This window comes from Haladaptatus cibarius D43, assembly GCF_000710615.1.
Taxonomy (GTDB): Archaea; Halobacteriota; Halobacteria; order Halobacteriales; family Haladaptataceae; genus Haladaptatus; species Haladaptatus cibarius.
In genome coordinates, this window is record NZ_JDTH01000002.1 from 1366679 (window position 1) to 1384504 (window position 17826).

Consider the following 17826-nt stretch of genomic DNA (forward strand, 5'->3'; position numbering starts at 1 on the left):
CTGCGATTTTTAGGCCAGCCTAAAGGGACATATTTCTAGATATTCTAGTGGGCATAAATAATCGTTAGACGGAACAAGCTGAAAGTATCGAACCGTGCGACCCCAACCAGAAGAGAGCTATTCAACAAAGCGTTCGGTCAGCTGTTACTGTCTTGCTACGGTTGGGAAACTCGGGTCATCGAGCGTGGTCAAAAGGGAGGTGAGGGCTAGTCAAAAAGACCGTCTATCTTCGAATGTCCCCAGTAACGAACGGTGCCACACCGGTTTTCGTACGCGATGAGGCCAATATCTTCCAACAGCGGGAGGTGGACGTGGTGGAGTTGGATGGACATTGATTCACGGTTAGGTTCGATTTCCGCCTCCGACGCGTTCGCTTCCAGTTCCACAAGCGTGTCAACGAGTTCATCCAGCGTCGTAACGTTGGAACCGTTCGAGAGGACGCGGCAGATAGTTTCCCGCCGTTGATTCTGCAGAACCCGTGCGATAGTTTCGGACGACAATTTCGGCTCGTATGCTTCTTCGGGGTGATTCCGCACAGTTTCAATATTGTCGAGTCGTTTCTCGGAATCGCTCATTACCCGAAGAAACAAGTCTCGGGCTACGAGTCCTCTGCCTCACTATTGAGGTATCATCGTCAAGGCCGAATGCGGGACGGGTCAGTCTACCTCATCGTGGTTGCTGAACAGGAGAGTGAACACCTTCTGCTGTGCAGTCTGCAAGTGTTGATGAAACGTCGGCGAAGAAATGTCGAGCGTTTCGGCAAGTTCCGTACCTGTACTTGCCCGGGGATAGTCGAAGTATCCTGCAAGATATGCAGACAGTAGTATCTCAAACTGTCGTGCAGTCAACATCGTCTCTAACTCGTCATGGAGGTCAGGTTCTGGGTGGAGTGGGTGCTCCCGATTTCGTTTCGCGAGAAGTGCGGCGCTCGGATGCACAGCCTGAACCGCTTCGACGAACGGACGAATTTCGGTGTTCGCTGGAACTTCAGCGATAAGCGTTCCCTCGCCCCGAGTAATTGATCCACTGCGGACGTACGCACCGCGTTCGATGAGGGCTTGCGCGGTGGTTTTCGTTCCCCGAATCTTCATTTCGAACGTGGTATCGATGTCTCCGCTCTGTATCTGCCGAACATATTCGATGCTGGGCGACGCTTTTGCTCGCTCGATAACGTCTTTCGGTGCCACTCCAGAACTCGTCACGTAGAATATGTAGGTATCGTTCGATGCTGGTACCACACCATTGAGCGTGAAGGAACATTCAAGCTCCGCAGATGTGGTGACAAAAAAGGAATCAGTTCCGGAGAGTGAGAATTCGAGTTCAAGGATACGGTCGCTGTAGAGAAGCTGTTTGCTTTCTGCGGCGTTTATCGCGTGACCGATCATCTCGCCCAGTTCGGCGAATACGGCCTGTTCACGCTCCCCGATGACCGTTGGTCGAGCCGCGTACACGACCAAAACACCATACATAGTTTCCCCGTGTCCAAACGGAATATAGGCGGCAGAACGATAGTTTCGTTCCCACGCCGCCGTTTTTATCGATGCCGGAAACGCCGGGTCAGTCTGAACGTCTTCGATGACTTGAACAGTGCCGGTTCGTATCGCTGTCGCTGCGGCACCGGATTCTGTTTCGGTGCTTTCTTTGGCGACGGTTTCGAGATACGTTTCGTCGATTCCGGCCGCGGTTTGGACGGAGAGTCCCTGTTCCGCCGCGGACAAGGTTCCGACGAGCGCCCCGTGGTAGACGTTCGACGCTGCGAATCTCTCACACACCGTCTGCTCGATCTCCTCGCGGGTCGGGGATGCAACCAAGGCTTGATTGATGTCTCTGACGATGGCATTGATTCGGTTTAAGGTCGTCAACTCGTCACGCTGGCGAGCAATCGCGCGTTCGCGCTCTGCTCTCGTCAAAGCGGCCTCGGTGTTTGCGGCCAGCACTCGTACCAAGTCGAAATCGATTTGGTCGAAATCACGAACCGACTCCGACGACGTAATGAACACACCGTATTCACCGATCGGGACGATGATACTGCTTCGAATCGGCGTATCTCGGGCCGCCCCTTCCTCTGTCGCTTGCACGTCGGGGATGACGGACGGTTCGCCCGCCTCGAAAGCATCCCAGACGAACGGGTCTTCGGGCGTGAACGTCGGAACCGACCCTCCGAGTGCGCTGGCGACCTTGTCTGTCGTTGCGACGGGTTCGAGTGATTCGCCATCCGCCGATTCGAAATGAATTCCGCTAATCGGGAAATCGAGAACCTCGGCCGCAGTCGTCACCGCGTGAGTGCAAATCATCTGAGATGATGCAGTCTCGGACATTCGCTGTGTCGTCTCGTGTAACGCATTGAGCGCATCTTCACGGTGCTTCCTCTCACTGATGTCGCGAAAGATACCTTGAATGACCGGTCGGCCGCGTAACTCAGTCGTCTTTGAGTTTATTGTGACAGGAATCCGGTTTCCGTTCGCGGTCATCACCGTCAGCTCCTGATTCTCTCTGAACAGACCACCACGTTTCTGATGTCCCTGGAATAGCTGCTCGTAACGCTCGGCTTCCTCGGATGGGTGTAACTCCGTCTGATGCATTCCTTCAATCTCGTCTACCGGTCGTTCAAGCAATTCAGCCGCCGCTTGGTTAGTCTCCTGTATTACACCAGTTTTCGCATCGGCTACAAAAATGGCGTCCGGCGCGGTTTCGACGAGCGTTCGATACTTTTCGGTTGCCGCTTCGAGTTCGTTTTGTCGTTGTTGCTGTTCGGAAACGTCCCGGAGTCTCACCGTGAACAAGCATTGTCCGCGATAGGTGTGTTCACGAAGACAAAGGGAGAGTAAAAGTTCGTCACCACTTCGGTGTCGTCCGACTCGCTCGATGTTCGTGCATTTGTTCGTCGATTCTAGGTCGTCCGTATACTGGTAGAAGTCGGAGACTTCGGAATCTCGTTCCGGAAAAAGCATATGTATCGAGTTCCCGAGAAGGTCGTCTACACTGTATCCGAAGAGAGACGCCACTGCTTCGTTCGCAAAGACGATGGTCGCGTCCTCGGCTATCGTGATTAACCCGTCGAGCGAATCCTTGACAATACTTTTGAAAAAAGCGGCTTCTTCGGCCGATTCCATGCTTCTGAGTGAACTGGTAGTCGCATCGTCCGGCGGAGAAGGTTCGGACATGGTTGTGAGATACAGGAGAAGAATCAAAAATAGACTTTCGCTAATGCAGATTGGTATGTGTTACTTCTGTGAATGTTTGGAGCATGTGGGGTAGCGTCAGTCGGACGATACCCGCCCCAGGACGGTTTCAGCGAGCGTCGGCACGAACGTTCCAACGTCCGTAACCATCCCGATAGCCTGTGCGCTCCCACGGTCGAGCAGTTGGGTGACCGTCGCGGGATTGATGTCCACGCAGACGACGCGCGTAGTGGACGGCAGGCAGTTGCCCACCGCGACCGAATGGAGAAGCGTCGAGAGCATCAACACGAGGTCAGCCTCGTGGGCCTGTTCCCGGATGGCGTTCTGTGCTTTCACCGCGTCCGTGATGGTGTCCGGCAGTGGGCCATCGTCACGAATCGACCCCGCGAGGACGTATGGCACGTCGTTTTCCACGCATTCGTACATCACACCCTCTTCGATGAGTCCCTCTTCGACCGCTTCCGCGATACCGCCCGCCCGGATTACCTCGCTGATGGTGTAGATGTGGTGTTTGTGTCCCTTTCGCGGGTGTTCCAGCGTCTCGATGTTCATCCCCAGCGAAGTGCCGTACCGACCGCGTTCGATGTCGTGAACCGCGAACCCGTTGCCCGCGCTGAGCATGTCGATGTAGCCCTCGCGGATGAGGCGCGCGAGGTCGTCGCCCGCGCCGGAGTGGATGAGCGCCGGGCCGACCACGGCGAGCACTTTTCCACCTTCTTCTTTCGTCTCCACGATGGTTTCCCCGATTTCGCGGATGAGCGATTCGGAGGGCCGTTCGCTCGACACGCCACCCTGCATGAATCCGAACGGGCCGCCACCACCGCGGGGTCGTTCCGGCGGGTCAACGCGCACGCCGGATTCGTCCGTCACGACGAGGTCACCTTCCTCGATTGCGTTGAGCACCTTCGTCGTGGCCCGTGACTCGTCGGGGTCGATGACGATTGCACAGTCCATCTCGATGTTCTCGACCGGAATCCACTCCCCGTCGTACCGAACCTGCGTCGGATGGTTCGTCGTTGAGTAAAAGCCGTGCGGGACGACTTGATTTTCCGGGGCCGGTTTCAGTTCTGCGTCGGAGGGATTCGGCACGTGCGCGCCGTTCTGGTGCAGTTCGTGCAGAATCGCGCGAACCGTCTCCTCGTCCTCCGCCGAGACGGACATCCTTGCGTAGGACTCCTCGTCTTTGTGCTTGCCGACGCGAAACTCCTCGACTTCGAACTCCCCGTCCAAATCCATCACCACGCCGAAACATTGCTGCATCATGCCGGAGTCGATGATGTGGCCTTCCAACTCCACCGTGCGAGAGCGAACCATATTCGAGTGGATGTGGGTAATCGGTATCAGCGTTGTGTCGATAAAGTCCCGCTTAACACGGGGTTTTTGTTGCTCTTCCCAAACAATTAATATTCGGGTCGGAATACTGTAAAATGATAGTTCAATGGAACGTGCAACAGTTCTTTTCGGTACTCACTTCAACGGCCGACTCGGAAACGAAGAGACGGGCGAAACCCCGAAACGCTACTTCGGACTCGTAGATCGGTTGCGTGATACTGTTACTCGGCCGATATTTGTCGGGAGCGGTGACGACATTGCTCCATCGGTTCCCTCGACGATTTTTCGCGGGAAACAGGCAGTAGATATCCTCAATGCTGGCGAACTCGATTGCAACATTTACGGAAATCACGACTTCGACTTCGGTTCCGAAACGCTCGTCGAGCGCGTCGCCGAAAGCACGTTTCCGTGGGTCGCGGCGAACGTCATCGACACTCAAACGGACGACGTGCTGGGGCGAGAAGACGGCGCACGGCGGTACGTTTCGTTCCCAGCTGGAGAGTACACACTCGGTATCACCGGCATCGCGGACGGGGACACTGCCGACACCTCTTCTCCCGGTGAGCAAACGGAGATACTGCCCCCTGCAGAAGCGGTCAAAACTATCGTTCCCGAGATGCGCGAACGTGGGATCGACATCGTCGTTGTGCTCTCACAGTTGATGAACGACGAACCGGAGCGATTCGCCAGCCAGATAGACGATGTCGATCTGCTCGTTGGGTTCAATCACACCGTCTCGCCACCTCGGACGGTCGATAATACGGTAGTCGCTTGTGTGGGTGACCTCTACGAATCCGTGAGCGAACTCGAACTTCGTATCGACGAAGACGGTCTCGTCGGATACGAGTACGACCTTCACGCTGTTGCCGACGCGGAACCGGAACTGGACAGCACAGTCGGTGAAATCGCACAATCCTATAAAGAGCGACTGAGCGCTCGACTCGAAACGACGGTCGGAGAGACCACGGCAGAACTCGACACTCGATTCGAAACGATTCGGCGGGGCGAGTCCGGCGTGTGCAACCTCATTGTTGACATCATGCGCGAGACAGCAAACACCGACATCGCCCTGCTCCCGGCCGGTGGCATCCGAACAGATACGGTTCACCCATCCGGAAACATTACCAAAGGACAAATCGTCGAGATGCTTCCGTTTTTGAATACGAGGGTCGAAATCGAAGTGAGCGGAGAACAACTCCGTTCCGCGCTGGAAAACGGGGTCAGTATGGTCGAGGATACCGATGGACGGTTTCCGCAGGTGAGTGGAATGGCGTACAGTTACACCACAACAAAAGCGCCGTTCGACCGGATTCAGACCGTGATTGTGGATGGAAAACGGATAGAAAACGACCAGACGTACTCTGTTGCGACCAGCGATTTCACCGCGGATGGCGGAAACGGCTACGAGACGTTCGCAGAGGCGACTTACTGTTCGACGGTGGAAGAGCCGCCGCTGTTGTCCGAACTTGTAATCGATAGCATTCGAGAACGGGAAACTGTCGAACCGACGACGGACGGTCGAATTACGAGGGAAGAGTAAGCGCTTTCGGGCGAGATATTGGAGGCGTTACGCAGTTTCTGCGAGGTTCTGTAACGTCTGTTCTAAGACGTCTATCGCCTCGTCTATCTCATCTTCGGTCACGACGACCGGTGGTTTGATGACGATAGAGTTCCCTCCGAAATCGCCCGACAGCCGGAACAAGATTCCCTGTTCACGGCACGAGTCGAACACACGTTGGGCGAGTTCGCTGTCGGGTTCCCCATTGGGGAAGACGATGTCGAGTCCCGCAATGAGACCGAAACTCCGGACGTCGCTGACACAGTCGAAACGTTTCAGTTTCTGAAGCCGGTCGCGGAGATATCGGCTCTTCTTTCGAATACTATCGCTGTAACCCGGTTCGGTGAGTATTTCGAGCACTTCGAGTGCAGTCGCACACGAAACCGGGTGTGCACCGTAGGTGAACTCGTGTTCGCCGTACTCTACTACGTCGTACTCTTCCTTACAGAGGACACCTCCGAGAGGGAATCCCGCCGACAGCCCTTTTGCCACAGTCATGATATCCGGTGTCACTCCGTAGTAATCCGCGGCGAACATATCCTCTAACCAGCCGAATCCCGTCTGCACCTCATCGAAGATAAGCGCGATGTCGTTGTCATCACAAATTTGTCGAATCTCTTCGAGATACTCCTGTGGAAACCCGATAACGCCCGCATTAACGTCGATGGGTGTCAACAACACGGCGGCAATATCGTCGTCGTTTTCGGCCAACTTCCGGAACGGGCGAGCACTTGGTTCGTCCATCTCGTACGGCGGCTCAAAATGGACAAACGGCTCTTGGCCACCGATGAAATCCCGTCCGAAATATTTCCCGCTCGCTCGCATCGTCTCAAGCGTTTCACCAAAGAAACTTCCGTACGTTGTTGCTATTTTATATTTCCCGTGGCGCTTTCGTGCCATTTTGATGGCACATTCGTTGGCTAAACTACCACCAGTCATCTTCAGATTCACTTTTTCGAGACCGGCCGGTGCTACGTCCACCAACTTCTTTGCGAGCATAAGCGTCGTCTCGTCGAGATAGCGTGAGGAGGTGTATTGGAGCGTTTGTATTTGCTCGACGGCCGCGGAGATGATCTGGGGATGGCTATGACCGAAGTTGAGATTAAGTGTTTGAGAAGCAAAATCAAGATACTCGTTTCCGTCTACGTCAACGATAGATACTCCGTTTCCAGAGGCGAACGGTTGTTGATCCGGCTGAAAGTTCTGGCATAGTCGTTCCCGGCATTGGTCTAGCGACGGAGATTGCATCCGCGGATCATGACTGTTCATAGCAATGCCACACACTCAATATACTAAATAATTACGGTTATTTTTATATTTATATTAGTACACAAATCGATTATAGCATACTAAAGTGAGCATCATTTTACACAGCACCAGTTAGAATACGAGAAAATAATAATGGTAGATAATAAATCCAGTATCGTTCCAACTCATTTTAAATATATTTATAATTTATGTATTTGAAAATATGTGCTATGAATCTACGTTCATCGCTATGTCTTTCATCGATCGCAGTTTAAATATGGTACTTCCAAAACAAAAATGAATAGACGTTCTTACAGTGGAAAAGTATAAGCCGGGGCGCAATGATGTGCGAGCATGCAAGCAGTTGTACTCGCCGCTGGCAAAGGGACACGAATGCGTCCCCTGACCGACAATCGTCCCAAAGGGCTGGTAGCAGTCGATGGAAAGCCGATTCTGACCCACTGTTTCGACGTACTCATCGATGCGGGAGCAACTGAACTCATCGTCGTTGCTGGCTACTGTGGCGAGAAAATCGTTGAACATTACGGAGACTCGTACGATGGTATGCCAGTGAAGTATGCGTGGCAAAACGAGCAACTGGGCCTCGCTCACGCGCTCTTGATGGCCGAGCCAGTCGTAAAAGGCGATTTCATGTTGATGGACGGGGACAACATTGTTGAAGGGGACAATCTCGATGAACTAGTCGAACAACAGCTCTCCGGAACAATTTCGGGCGGATTGCTCCTTGAAGAGGTGTCCCGAGAACAAGCGAAAGGAGAGGGAGTCTGTCGAGTTGACGATGGCACGGTTACCGAGATTATCGAGAAGCCGGACGACCCACCATCCACGCTCGTCGTGGCCGGATTCCACACCTTTGACGAACGGATTTTTGACGCCTGCCGACTGGTACAACCGTCCGACCGAGGCGAGTACGAGATGAGCGACGGTATCGAGATGCTCATCAAAGGTCAACACAACATCGCCGCACTCTCTATCGATGGCTGGCGTATGAACATTAACTCGCCAGAAGATATCGAAAAAGCAGAACAGCGACTCTAATCAGCGCTTTTTTCAGTTAGTTTCAGTCTTCCGACGCGTGTGCGTGACCTTTACCCTCTATCTCGGTAATCGCTGGAAGCTGACGGAGGCTTGGACGCACGAGGAAAAATCCGACGACAGCTAAGAGTCCAAACGCCGCGACGACCATAGCGACGACGCTCCCCCAGACGCTCGCAATGGCACCACCAGCGAGTGCGCCAACGGGTCCTGCGGCCGCCGAGACACCACTCGTCACGGACATCGCTCGTCCGATGAGTTCATCGGGTACAATGGTTTGGACTGTCGCGTGGACGAGAACGTTGAAAATTCCAACGGGAACCCACGCGAGCATGAACAGTCCGATCGTTCCATACTTCCACGGAGAGAAAATCGACCCAAGCCAGAAGACGAATCCAAAAAAGAAAACGAAGATACAGACGCGACCGAACTCTCGGTTTTCGAGTTTCGGTGCGACTAGCGACCCGAGAAGTGTTCCCGCGGCGAGTGCGCCGAGCATGGCACCGTACATCTCGGGGCCACCCTGCTGGTCGGAAAACGATGGCAGAACCGCTGTCGATATCTGAAGCGCGAAGTTTGCAATCGCCGCAGTGGTGATGATGCTGAACACGACCGAACCACGGACGTATGCAAAGCCCTCGGAGAGGTCGCTCCAGTACTGAGAGATACTAGATTCGTCCGTGTCTTCGTTCTCGGCCTCCGTTGAGGGATAGTTCACAGATGCAAAGAGAAGAGCAGCAAAAACGAACGTAATCGAGTCGAGAACGTAGAGTGACACCGCCCCTACGACGGCAATGAGGATACCGCCGATTGCGTTAAACGCCGCGTCGACACCGTTGTAGGCGAACGAAAACGCCGAATTGGCCCGAACAATATTTCCGTCTTCGACGATACGCGGCAGTGCCGCGTTTTGTGCGGGATAGACAAACTGATTGAGCATCGAAAGTATCGGAATCAGCACTAGGACTAATACAACGGTCAACTGTCCGGTGGCCGCCGCAAGTGGTATAATAAGCACGCAAACAGCCTGAATCATTTGAATCACGACGAGCGAACGCCGCAACGGCCAGCGGTCGACGAACGGGCCAGTGAGAAACTGTAACGCCCCCGGTAGCAGGGTAAGAAATCCTGCGACGCCAGTGAGAAACGGGGAACCGCCCAACTCGTGAACGAGCCACAGTGCGGCAATGAGATAGAGACTGTCCCCCACGTTAGTTACTAATCGTCCTAAAAAGAGCCGAACAAAATTTTGATTTTTTCGTAAACTCGCCATTCTTTGATAGTGCTTGTTTCGGATAGATATGATAAAATGGTTCCGATACATATAATAAAATATAAAGATAAATATGGTTTAAATCATAGAAACCATCGCCGTGAGCCGGTGAAACAGTTATACAAGATGGTTGCCGAGTCGTTGTCATTTCATAAAGAAAATTTCCTATCCTGTCTTAATTTAACTCCCAAAAGTAATAAGGCCTCTTCAAATGTTGTGTAATTTATGCGAATATATACCACTGTCAGCGGGGAGTTCGCGGATTTAGCAGAAGAAATCGCGGTAGAGCGCGGTGGACAAGTCATCAATGACCTCACATCACTCGCCGACGAACCAGTCGTTTGGGTAGACCATCCATCGAACATCGACAGTTCCGGTCTTCTCCGACTGCAGAAGCGATCGCTGGATAAAGGGCCAGAAAATGGGCAGTTCAGCGTTATTACGGGATACACTCCAAAGATGGCACGACGGCTGTACGAGCGGGAAACGAATCACGAGTCGGGCGAACACGCAGTACTCGTCCAACACCCCCATACGTCGCTCACGGCCGAGCGTTTCGACACCGACGAGGACGCGACAGTACTCCTTGGAAACGATGCAACCGTCAAAAATCTCCGGGAGATACAACAGGATGGACTAACGTCCTTGGCCGTCCAAACTCACGGGTGGCCGATTCATTTGAATCTCGCTGACGGATTCGTCTGTGGGTATCCGACGACACAAAACGTTGCCGACTACGACGAACCACAACCGTACTGCGTGCAGGACGGAGAGATAGACTGTCCATTCGATGAGGAGATCATCGCCGCGGAAGAGCTGACCCCGGAACACGTTTTTCTCGTCTCGTGTGCGTCGATGATTGACAATGGGTGGTCTGGACTCCCTGTTCACGTCGGAATGGGGCTACTAAACGGTGCAACCTCCCTCATCGGTTCGTACAGGCCCGGTGCGTCACTCCCCCACGAGCCGATTCTCCACTACGTTCTGCTTCGAGCGGGCTACACGCTCTCCGAACGGTGCTATCTCCTGAATCAGCACTCACACGTAAACGATGTTATGGCGTATCCTTACGTCCCCTTCGGACATCCGGATGCGAGCGTTGCGGGCAGTGGGCCGAGCGAAACGGTCGAGGTGGATGCCGACGACGAGGGAGTTGTCCTCTCTGCCGATCCACAGGGCGCATTTCTCGTGGATACGTCAATACCACTCGACGTTTTCGACGAACCGATTGACCGTGCGTACGTTCGAAATCTCGACGACGACCCGCAGAAAGTACGGTATTACATGACTTTTCGGGAGGGCGACGAGCTACGAGTCGTCCTCTACTCCGGAGGGCGAATGCACTCCCCGTTCGAAGTTCGCGTTAGTCCGACACCAATAGACCAGCGCAAGCGGGAACGGTATCTCGATTCGTATCACAACGCCGAAGACAACCGGAACTTGGGAATACTCAGTTCGAAAGCCGAGCGCCAGACCGACAATCTTCGCCAACTCGTTCGCAACTTGCCGGAGAAAGTGTCGTCAGAAAAGTACGACCCCAACGTTTACCACGAGGTTCGAGAGCAGATTGACGAGATAGATGGGACTGCAAAGGCAATCGGCCACGAACTCACCTCGGTCGCAAACAAAGGGGAATACTTCCAGAACTACTACCGAACGCGAGCGATAGATGACGACGTGTTCGCGGCCGACGTGGATTGTTTTTCGTGCGGACGCGAGACGCTCATCAAACAGATTTCGGACGGCGACGAGACGTACCGCGCGATGGGAGTCTGTTCCCATTGTGGACACGTTTACGACGTACCGACGGCGGACGGCGAACGGTGTCCACCACACCCAACGGTTTCGGGAGACTTCACATGCACGGACGAGCAAGTGCGCGAACTCGAAGTTTCGTTCGAAAACCCAACCGAATACGAACTGGATGCCATGATAACTCTGTCACTTCGTCACGAAGGAAACACGACGGCGGACGACGAACACCTATTCGACCCACCCGCAGTCCAGGCGACCATTCCAATTGGTGAGTCGATTACGGCAAGTTTTTCGCTCGACACCGCGAGGATAGCAGATAACCAACATTACCTGCTCGCTCGCGTGGTTGCGAACAATGCAGTGTACTCTGGAAATGCTGTTTTGCTAGTTGGGGAGAAAACAGGGTTCCTACAGCCGTGGCACCGGTAAGATACGCAAACAGACCGAAGCTGGTGATAGAAATCCGGGCTCAAAGTAAATGTAATTAAATTCTATAGTAATGTATTCAAGTATTTTGTGTGGTTTATACTATTTATTTTCCCAAATGATTTATCTGTTATTGGGTTGTATAGTGATACGCCAATGATGAGATTGGTTCCAACGGAGGTGATAGCATGTCGTCAGCTCTCCCACTCATACCGTCATCATCATCCACAAGCTGTCGGCGTTGATGATAGGTGACCAAACGGAACGAACCAGAGGATAGACATCTCAACAAACGTTTTCGTCTCGTGGTCGTTGTCGATAGTTCTGTGTGAAGATGCGGTAGCGGAGTCTGTATGAAAAAATAGGAATTCGTCTATGGTTCGAGCAGAACCTTCGTCACACCCTCTTCGCGGTTGTCGAACCGCTCGTACATCTCGGGTGCTTCGTCGAGTCCCACGCGGTGTGAGACGACAAAACTCGGGTCTGCACGCCCTTCGATTATCAGGTCACGAAGTTCGCGGTTGTACGATTTGACGTTGCACTGTCCAGTGCCGACTTTCAGTCCTTTCTCGAAGAACTTCCCGAAATCGATACCGAGGCGGCCCTGTGCAGCCATCTCGTCCGGCGCACCGGGGTCGGATGGCACGTATAGACCGGGCACGCCTAACTGTCCGGTCGGTCGAACGGTCTGAATCAGTTGGTTGAGCACTACGGCCGGATTCTCCCGCGCCGGGTCGTAGGCGTCGTCGCTCACGTCGGTTTCCGGGTCGATGGCTTGGTAGCCCACCGCGTCAACGCCCTTGTCCACGCCGCCGCCGTGGGCGTCCTTGATTTGTTCGACCGGGTCACTCTCCTCGAAGTTGATGGCCTTCGCGTCACAGTGCTGTTCCGCGAGTTCCAACCTGCTTGGCACCCTATCGACCACGTAGATTTCCGAGGCTCCCTTGATTTTCGCGCTGTAGGCGGCCATCAGGCCAACCGGTCCCGCGCCGAAGATTGCGACCGATTCGCCGGGTTGGAGGTTCGCCAGTTCAGTCCCGTGCCAACCCGTCGGGAAGATGTCCGCGAGCAAGGCAAACGAATCTTCGTGTTCGTCTCCTTCCGGCAGTTTCAGCGCGTTGAAATCCGCAAAGGGGACTCGAAGTCGCTCCGCTTGGCCACCTTTGTACGGCCCCATCGCAACGTATCCGTATGCGCCTCCGGCGAAACCGGGATTCACGTTGGTACAGAAGCCCGTATAGCCGTTTTCGCAGTTCTTACAGAAGCCACAGGCAACGTTGAACGGAAGGACGATTCTATCGCCCTCTTCGAGTGAATCCACGCCGTCACCGACTTCGTCCACAATTCCCATGTTCTCGTGGCCAAAGACGATTCCGGGGTCTGCGTCGGTTCGACCCTCGTACATGTGGAGGTCGGAGCCACAGATTGCTGAAGTTGTAATTTCGATGACCACGTCGTTCGGGTGTTCTATTGCGGGTTCATCGACCGATTCTACTGCTACGTCGTGCGGTCCTTGGTAAACGACCGCGTCCATTGACATTCGTTCCCACCCCTGCAACTACACGGCTACAACAGTGGTGACTATGACGTTTATCGTCGCCAAATGGTAGGTTCCCGAGAATGAGAGAACGGGTCGAAAGTGATATATAGACAATAGCTTTGTACTCGGAAGTACTTCCTCAACAGGGGAAAGATGGGACAAACAGAGGACAACAAGGCTGTCGTTCGCAGATTCATCGAGGAGTTCGTCAACGAGGGTGACGAATCGGTCGCCGACGAACTACTTGCGCCGGAGTACGTCCGCTACGACCCGGATGCGCCGGGTGGCGTACAGGAGGCGGCCGAGTTCAAGGCGATGATTTCGATGCTCCAGCAGGCGTTTCCGGACGGCGAGGTACACGTAGAGGAGATGATTTCGGAAGGTGATTTGGTCGTTTTCCGCGCGAGAGAAAGCGGTACCCACGAAGGGGAGTTCATGGGCCACGAACCGACGGGAGAAACGTTCGAAATCACCGGCCTTGCGATGCATCGCGTCGAGGATGGCGTCATCAAAGAGACGTGGGCGAACTGGGACATGCTCGGAATGCTCCAGCAACTCGGTATCGTCCCGATGCCGGACGAACTGACCGAAATGGGGGAGTAACTGGTTCGGCGCGGCAATCGAAACCAGCGTAGTGGACGAGGTCGGATGGCTTCGTCCTCCTCAGAAAAACCGACGGACTGACCAGTACAGTCCGGTAAGCATGTTTCGAATACCGGAAATCGGAGTAAAGCCCGCATCAGGGTCGTCTGCACGTTCGAACTCGGTGTCGAGTATCCCCCGAGAAACGCGATGTATCTCTCCAGTTGCGGCCCGTCTGCCGTCAGCGTCGGTAACTCGGAGAAGTGTTATTTCGTCAGTCGTTCCGACGACGCGGTAGACACCGGGAGTGCGGGTATCATTCGTTGGACGGTAATGTTCGAGAATTTCGGGCATGAGGTTATCACTGTTGTTGCTGTCGCATATTTCGTGTCGAATCACAACTATTCGGTGTGGTATCATCCCTGACGAAGGCCAGTAACTTGAACACATGGGACGAAGCGTGAACGAATCAAACAGCGTCGAGTTGATAGCTGCAACCGTTTGGCCGCAAAACACTGTTTGCTCCCCGTCGTCACTCGGATGGAATGGGAGAGATACCACGGCGAGGGCTACTGCGGGGAACCGCCGGACTCGCGCTGGCGTTCGCGGGGCGGGACGCGTTCCGAGGTGCCGAAGGAAACATGCAAACGGGCCGTCTCGCCGATGCCGTCGTCTCGACGGCGTCGGCACTCGAATCCACGTTTGCCGAGCTTTCAGGAGGCGAAACGGTCGTCATCACGGGCGAAAACGCCCCCTACCGGACAACGCGCTGGCTCGACATCGACGTGGACGGCGTCACCGTCATCGGCCCGGATATTTCGACGCTCATCAAACCCGAAAACGGGGCGAACGTCGGCGGGTTTCGAATCGGCCACGACGACCACTGCGAGAACGTGACGATTCGCGGCGTGGGCTTCGACGGCAATCCCGAAAACCAGAATCGAAACGCAAAACGATGCCACGGAATCGTCGTGCAGGACGCAAAAAACGTCACCCTGTCCGGTAACTACCTGACGCGAACCCATCCGTACCACGAGCACAACACGGGTGGAAGCGGAATCAGCGTGGAAAGAGACGCCAGAAACGTCCGCGTTCTCGGCAACCGAATCCACGACATCGGCGACAGGGGGATTCAGGTCGGCGGCGCGCAAGTCGTCGTCTCGGGCAACGTCGTCACCGACGGCCTCGACCGGTCGGTTTCCTGTGACGTGTGGCGAGAGTACGACCATACTCAAGCGAGAAACATCGCCATCGTGGGGAACGTACTGGGGGACAACAGCGAAGGGAGTCTGACCGGTATCGGCGGCAACGACCTGCAAGCCGGGGGGTACATCCTCATCTCGAACAACGTCGGGTTCGGCGCTCACAAATCCTTCTGCCACATCGGATTCGACGGCAGGGCGCGAAACGTTCGAATCGACGGCAACGTGAGCGTCAAGGAAGAAGAAACCCGAGCTGACGACTTCGCCGGAATCTCTCTGAACATCGAGCAAGCGAACGCCATCATGGTGGTCAACAACGACCTGTACGATTACGGCGGCGCAGGCGTCAGCGTCGAACGCGGAATCTCGGATTTCGTCGTCGCCGGAAACACCCTCCGAGACACCGGAAGCGACGGGATTCGCATCGTCGGCGCGAACGACGGCGTCGTCGCTCGAAACACCGTTTCCAACGCCGGACGGGCCGGAGTCTTGCTCGACGGTGCGGCGTTCGTCGGTGTCGAACACAACCACATCCGAGGAACGCAACGGTCGGGAATCGTCTCCCGGGGTGGAAATAGAACGCACCACGAGATAGCCGACAATCGCGTTCGAGGGTACGGAAAAGCGGATGGCTACTTCCAAGGAATTTTGCTCCGAACGCGGAAGAACGTGGTTTGCGACAACAGAATCCATCAGAACGGCGGCGGCCTCGCAATCGTAGAGGCGGATGGCGGCGGTGACAACTGCTACAGCGGGAATTGGGCGAACGGAAACGCCTCGTGGAAAATCGAAAGCCCGACTTCGTTCGTCCGCAATCACGTTCCGGCGTTCGACGTGCATCGCGGATTCACGGCGGACGAAGCAGGGAACGTCCGGATTCAGTTCGACAAATCCTACGCTCAACGGCCGAAACTGACCTTCGGCCGAATCGCTGGCGGCGTCGAATCAGTGTCCTACACCGAAACGAACGGCGCGTTCGACGGCGCCAGACTCGTGGTTCGGTCGGCGGGAGAACCAATCGACGTGTTCGTCGAAGCCGTCTAACTCGCCATCGAACTCGTTGGGGGAAATTCTTTTTAACTAACCAATCTAGGAGCTGTCGGGGGGAATGAAAATGAGACAGACACGAAGGCGAGTGCTTCGACTCGTCGGCGCGAGTGGAGTGGCAGTTCTCGGCGGGGTTTCGAGCGCACAAGACACCACCACGACAGAAGGTGGAGACGGTGGCAACGGTGGAGATAGGGAGGCCGCCCGAGCGCGGATCGTCCACGCGATTCCGGGCGCGCCGAACGTGGACGTGTTCGTGGACGGAAACCGCGTGCTACAGGACGTCGCTTACACGGACGTGAGTGACTACCTCGAACTCCAACCCGGCCAGCACACCCTCGCAGTCGCGCCTACCGGCGAAGGACAAGGGAGTGCGATTATCGAACAGCAAGCGACCCTCGAACCCAACAGGGATTACACGGTTGCGGCGGGAGGAACACCAGACAGTCCCGAGGCGTTCTTGTTCATGGACGTGAACGAAATTCCGGCGGGCAACCGAGTTAGCATTCGAGCGGTTCACCTCTCACCGGACGCGCCCGCCGTCGATATTGCAACGAACGGTGACCTGCTCGTCGAGGGACTCGAATACGGCACTGCCAGCGAGTACGTAGACCTTCCCGCCGGGTCGTACACCGTCGAAGTCCGCCCCGCCGGGGAAGACCAAGCAGTTACGACGGCCGACGTAACGCTCGAAGGGGGCACCGTCATCTCCGCGTTCGCCATCGGGTTGGTGGAAACCGACAATCAAGCCCAATCGCTCGAACTCGTGACCGCGGTGGACTCGAACGGCGAAGAAACGACGACCACGGAAACGACGACCCAGACGACAAGCTAAGCGAACGACGAGCAAAACGAGCGACAAGCGAAACAATCGAACCGAGCGGAAAACAGGCGGAAGCGAGCGGCGCTGGTACCGCTCGCACCGACGGCCAGTTTTCGATTCCTTTTGTTGCAGTTCGGCGATTATATCACGTTCAGTTCGTCATTGTACCAGACTCAGTTCATCACGTTCATCGCCGTATTCGTGCCAATCCGAAAACACGAGCGTGAAACCGACATGATTTAAGTACCGGGTCGATGTTGAATGTGTCATGGTAAGCCATGGGGAGTGTCAATCAGAGTCGTTGAAAAACGGGACAGATTCGCAACCTTCGACTGGTGGGGCGGCTCCACCGGTTCACCGATACGGATGCCGACTGAGTTGGCAACTCGGTGACCGCCTCCGACGACTCGACACCGTCACACTCGCCTCGGAACTGGCCGATTCGCGGTCGAAACGAACGCTTTCGGTGTACGACCCAGACGGCGACACGTATCTCGTTCGGCTTCGAACTGCCGTCGGCCGGGAGAAGTACCGCGAGATTCCGAAAGCCGAGTTCGACCCGGTTCTCGATACGCTTTCCCGGGAAGGGCGCTGGAACTTCGTCGCGCAGACGCGACGAAGTTCGAAATAGAAACACACGATTCGAAATAGGAACACGACCCGAAGTAGAAACACGACCGGCACTGATACCGACTGGCGACTGCATCGCTGTGTGATCGGTCGCACTGTTAATCCGTCACACCGACAGCAAATGACTCGTGAGTTACCACTGCTTTCGAGTGTTGATATTCGGTACCGCGAA

General features: G+C 55.0%; 14 protein-coding genes. 7 read left to right on the forward strand and 7 right to left on the reverse strand.

What is annotated here, in order from left to right; all coding sequences use genetic code 11:
• Window positions 1-206: 206 nt before the first annotated feature.
• From HL45_RS12385 to HL45_RS12395, 3 genes are all read right to left on the reverse strand, one after another.
• Window positions 207-575, reverse strand: coding sequence for a DUF7344 domain-containing protein (locus HL45_RS12385; protein ID WP_049971394.1), 369 nt, complete (start codon window positions 573-575; stop codon window positions 207-209).
• A gap of 81 nt (window positions 576-656) precedes the next feature.
• Window positions 657-3164 (reverse strand): PAS domain S-box protein, encoded by a 2508-nt coding sequence (locus HL45_RS12390; RefSeq protein WP_049971395.1) that lies wholly within the window; start codon window positions 3162-3164, stop codon window positions 657-659.
• Between the two features lie 96 nt (window positions 3165-3260).
• Window positions 3261-4496, reverse strand: a complete 1236-nt coding sequence (locus tag HL45_RS12395) for an ornithine cyclodeaminase (protein WP_049971396.1) — start codon at window positions 4494-4496, stop codon at window positions 3261-3263.
• A gap of 124 nt (window positions 4497-4620) precedes the next feature.
• Here HL45_RS12395 and HL45_RS12400 point away from each other — a divergent pair, with 124 nt between their 5' ends.
• Entirely contained in the window at window positions 4621-6054 is a 1434-nt protein-coding gene (locus HL45_RS12400) for a bifunctional metallophosphatase/5'-nucleotidase (protein ID WP_049971397.1), read from the forward strand.
• 27 nt (window positions 6055-6081) lie between these two features.
• Here the strand turns inward: HL45_RS12400 and HL45_RS12405 are convergent, their stop codons facing one another.
• Complete coding sequence (locus tag HL45_RS12405) at window positions 6082-7341, reverse strand: class-III pyridoxal-phosphate-dependent aminotransferase (protein ID WP_084156913.1); 1260 nt, start codon at window positions 7339-7341, stop codon at window positions 6082-6084.
• Window positions 7342-7674: 333 nt separating this feature from the next.
• On the opposite strand from HL45_RS12405, the gene HL45_RS12410 reads away from it, so the two are divergent.
• A complete protein-coding gene (locus HL45_RS12410; RefSeq protein WP_049971399.1) occupies window positions 7675-8379 on the forward strand; it encodes a sugar phosphate nucleotidyltransferase in 705 nt (234 codons plus the stop codon).
• Window positions 8380-8401: 22 nt separating this feature from the next.
• On the opposite strand, the gene HL45_RS12415 is transcribed toward HL45_RS12410, so the two are convergent.
• Entirely contained in the window at window positions 8402-9700 is a 1299-nt protein-coding gene (locus HL45_RS12415; RefSeq protein ID WP_368085929.1) for an MFS transporter, read from the reverse strand.
• 174 nt (window positions 9701-9874) lie between these two features.
• On the opposite strand from HL45_RS12415, the gene HL45_RS12420 reads away from it, so the two are divergent.
• Entirely contained in the window at window positions 9875-11833 is a 1959-nt protein-coding gene (locus HL45_RS12420; protein ID WP_049971401.1) for a hypothetical protein, read from the forward strand.
• A gap of 370 nt (window positions 11834-12203) precedes the next feature.
• On the opposite strand, the gene HL45_RS12425 is transcribed toward HL45_RS12420, so the two are convergent.
• Window positions 12204-13364 carry a glutathione-independent formaldehyde dehydrogenase gene (locus HL45_RS12425; RefSeq protein ID WP_049971402.1) on the reverse strand — a complete coding sequence of 387 codons (1161 nt, stop codon included), beginning with the start codon at window positions 13362-13364 and terminating at the stop codon, window positions 12204-12206.
• A gap of 159 nt (window positions 13365-13523) precedes the next feature.
• Here HL45_RS12425 and HL45_RS12430 point away from each other — a divergent pair, with 159 nt between their 5' ends.
• Window positions 13524-13973, forward strand: a complete 450-nt coding sequence (locus HL45_RS12430; RefSeq protein ID WP_049971403.1) for an ester cyclase — start codon at window positions 13524-13526, stop codon at window positions 13971-13973.
• Window positions 13974-14033: 60 nt separating this feature from the next.
• Here the strand turns inward: HL45_RS12430 and HL45_RS12435 are convergent, their stop codons facing one another.
• The gene (locus tag HL45_RS12435) at window positions 14034-14306 is read right to left on the reverse strand and encodes a hypothetical protein (RefSeq protein WP_049971404.1); all 273 of its coding nucleotides are present in this window, start codon (window positions 14304-14306) and stop codon (window positions 14034-14036) included.
• A gap of 191 nt (window positions 14307-14497) precedes the next feature.
• On the opposite strand from HL45_RS12435, the gene HL45_RS12440 reads away from it, so the two are divergent.
• The 3 genes from HL45_RS12440 to HL45_RS12450 all read left to right on the forward strand — a co-directional run bounded on the left by HL45_RS12440 (window position 14498) and on the right by HL45_RS12450 (window position 17655).
• On the forward strand, window positions 14498-16198 hold the full coding sequence (locus HL45_RS12440) for a right-handed parallel beta-helix repeat-containing protein (RefSeq protein WP_049971405.1): 1701 nt from the start codon (window positions 14498-14500) through the stop codon (window positions 16196-16198).
• A gap of 70 nt (window positions 16199-16268) precedes the next feature.
• A complete protein-coding gene (locus HL45_RS12445; protein WP_084157004.1) occupies window positions 16269-17036 on the forward strand; it encodes a DUF4397 domain-containing protein in 768 nt (255 codons plus the stop codon).
• A 256-nt stretch (window positions 17037-17292) separates the two neighbouring features.
• Window positions 17293-17655 (forward strand): hypothetical protein, encoded by a 363-nt coding sequence (locus tag HL45_RS12450; RefSeq protein ID WP_049971406.1) that lies wholly within the window; start codon window positions 17293-17295, stop codon window positions 17653-17655.
• Window positions 17656-17826: the final 171 nt, after the last annotated feature.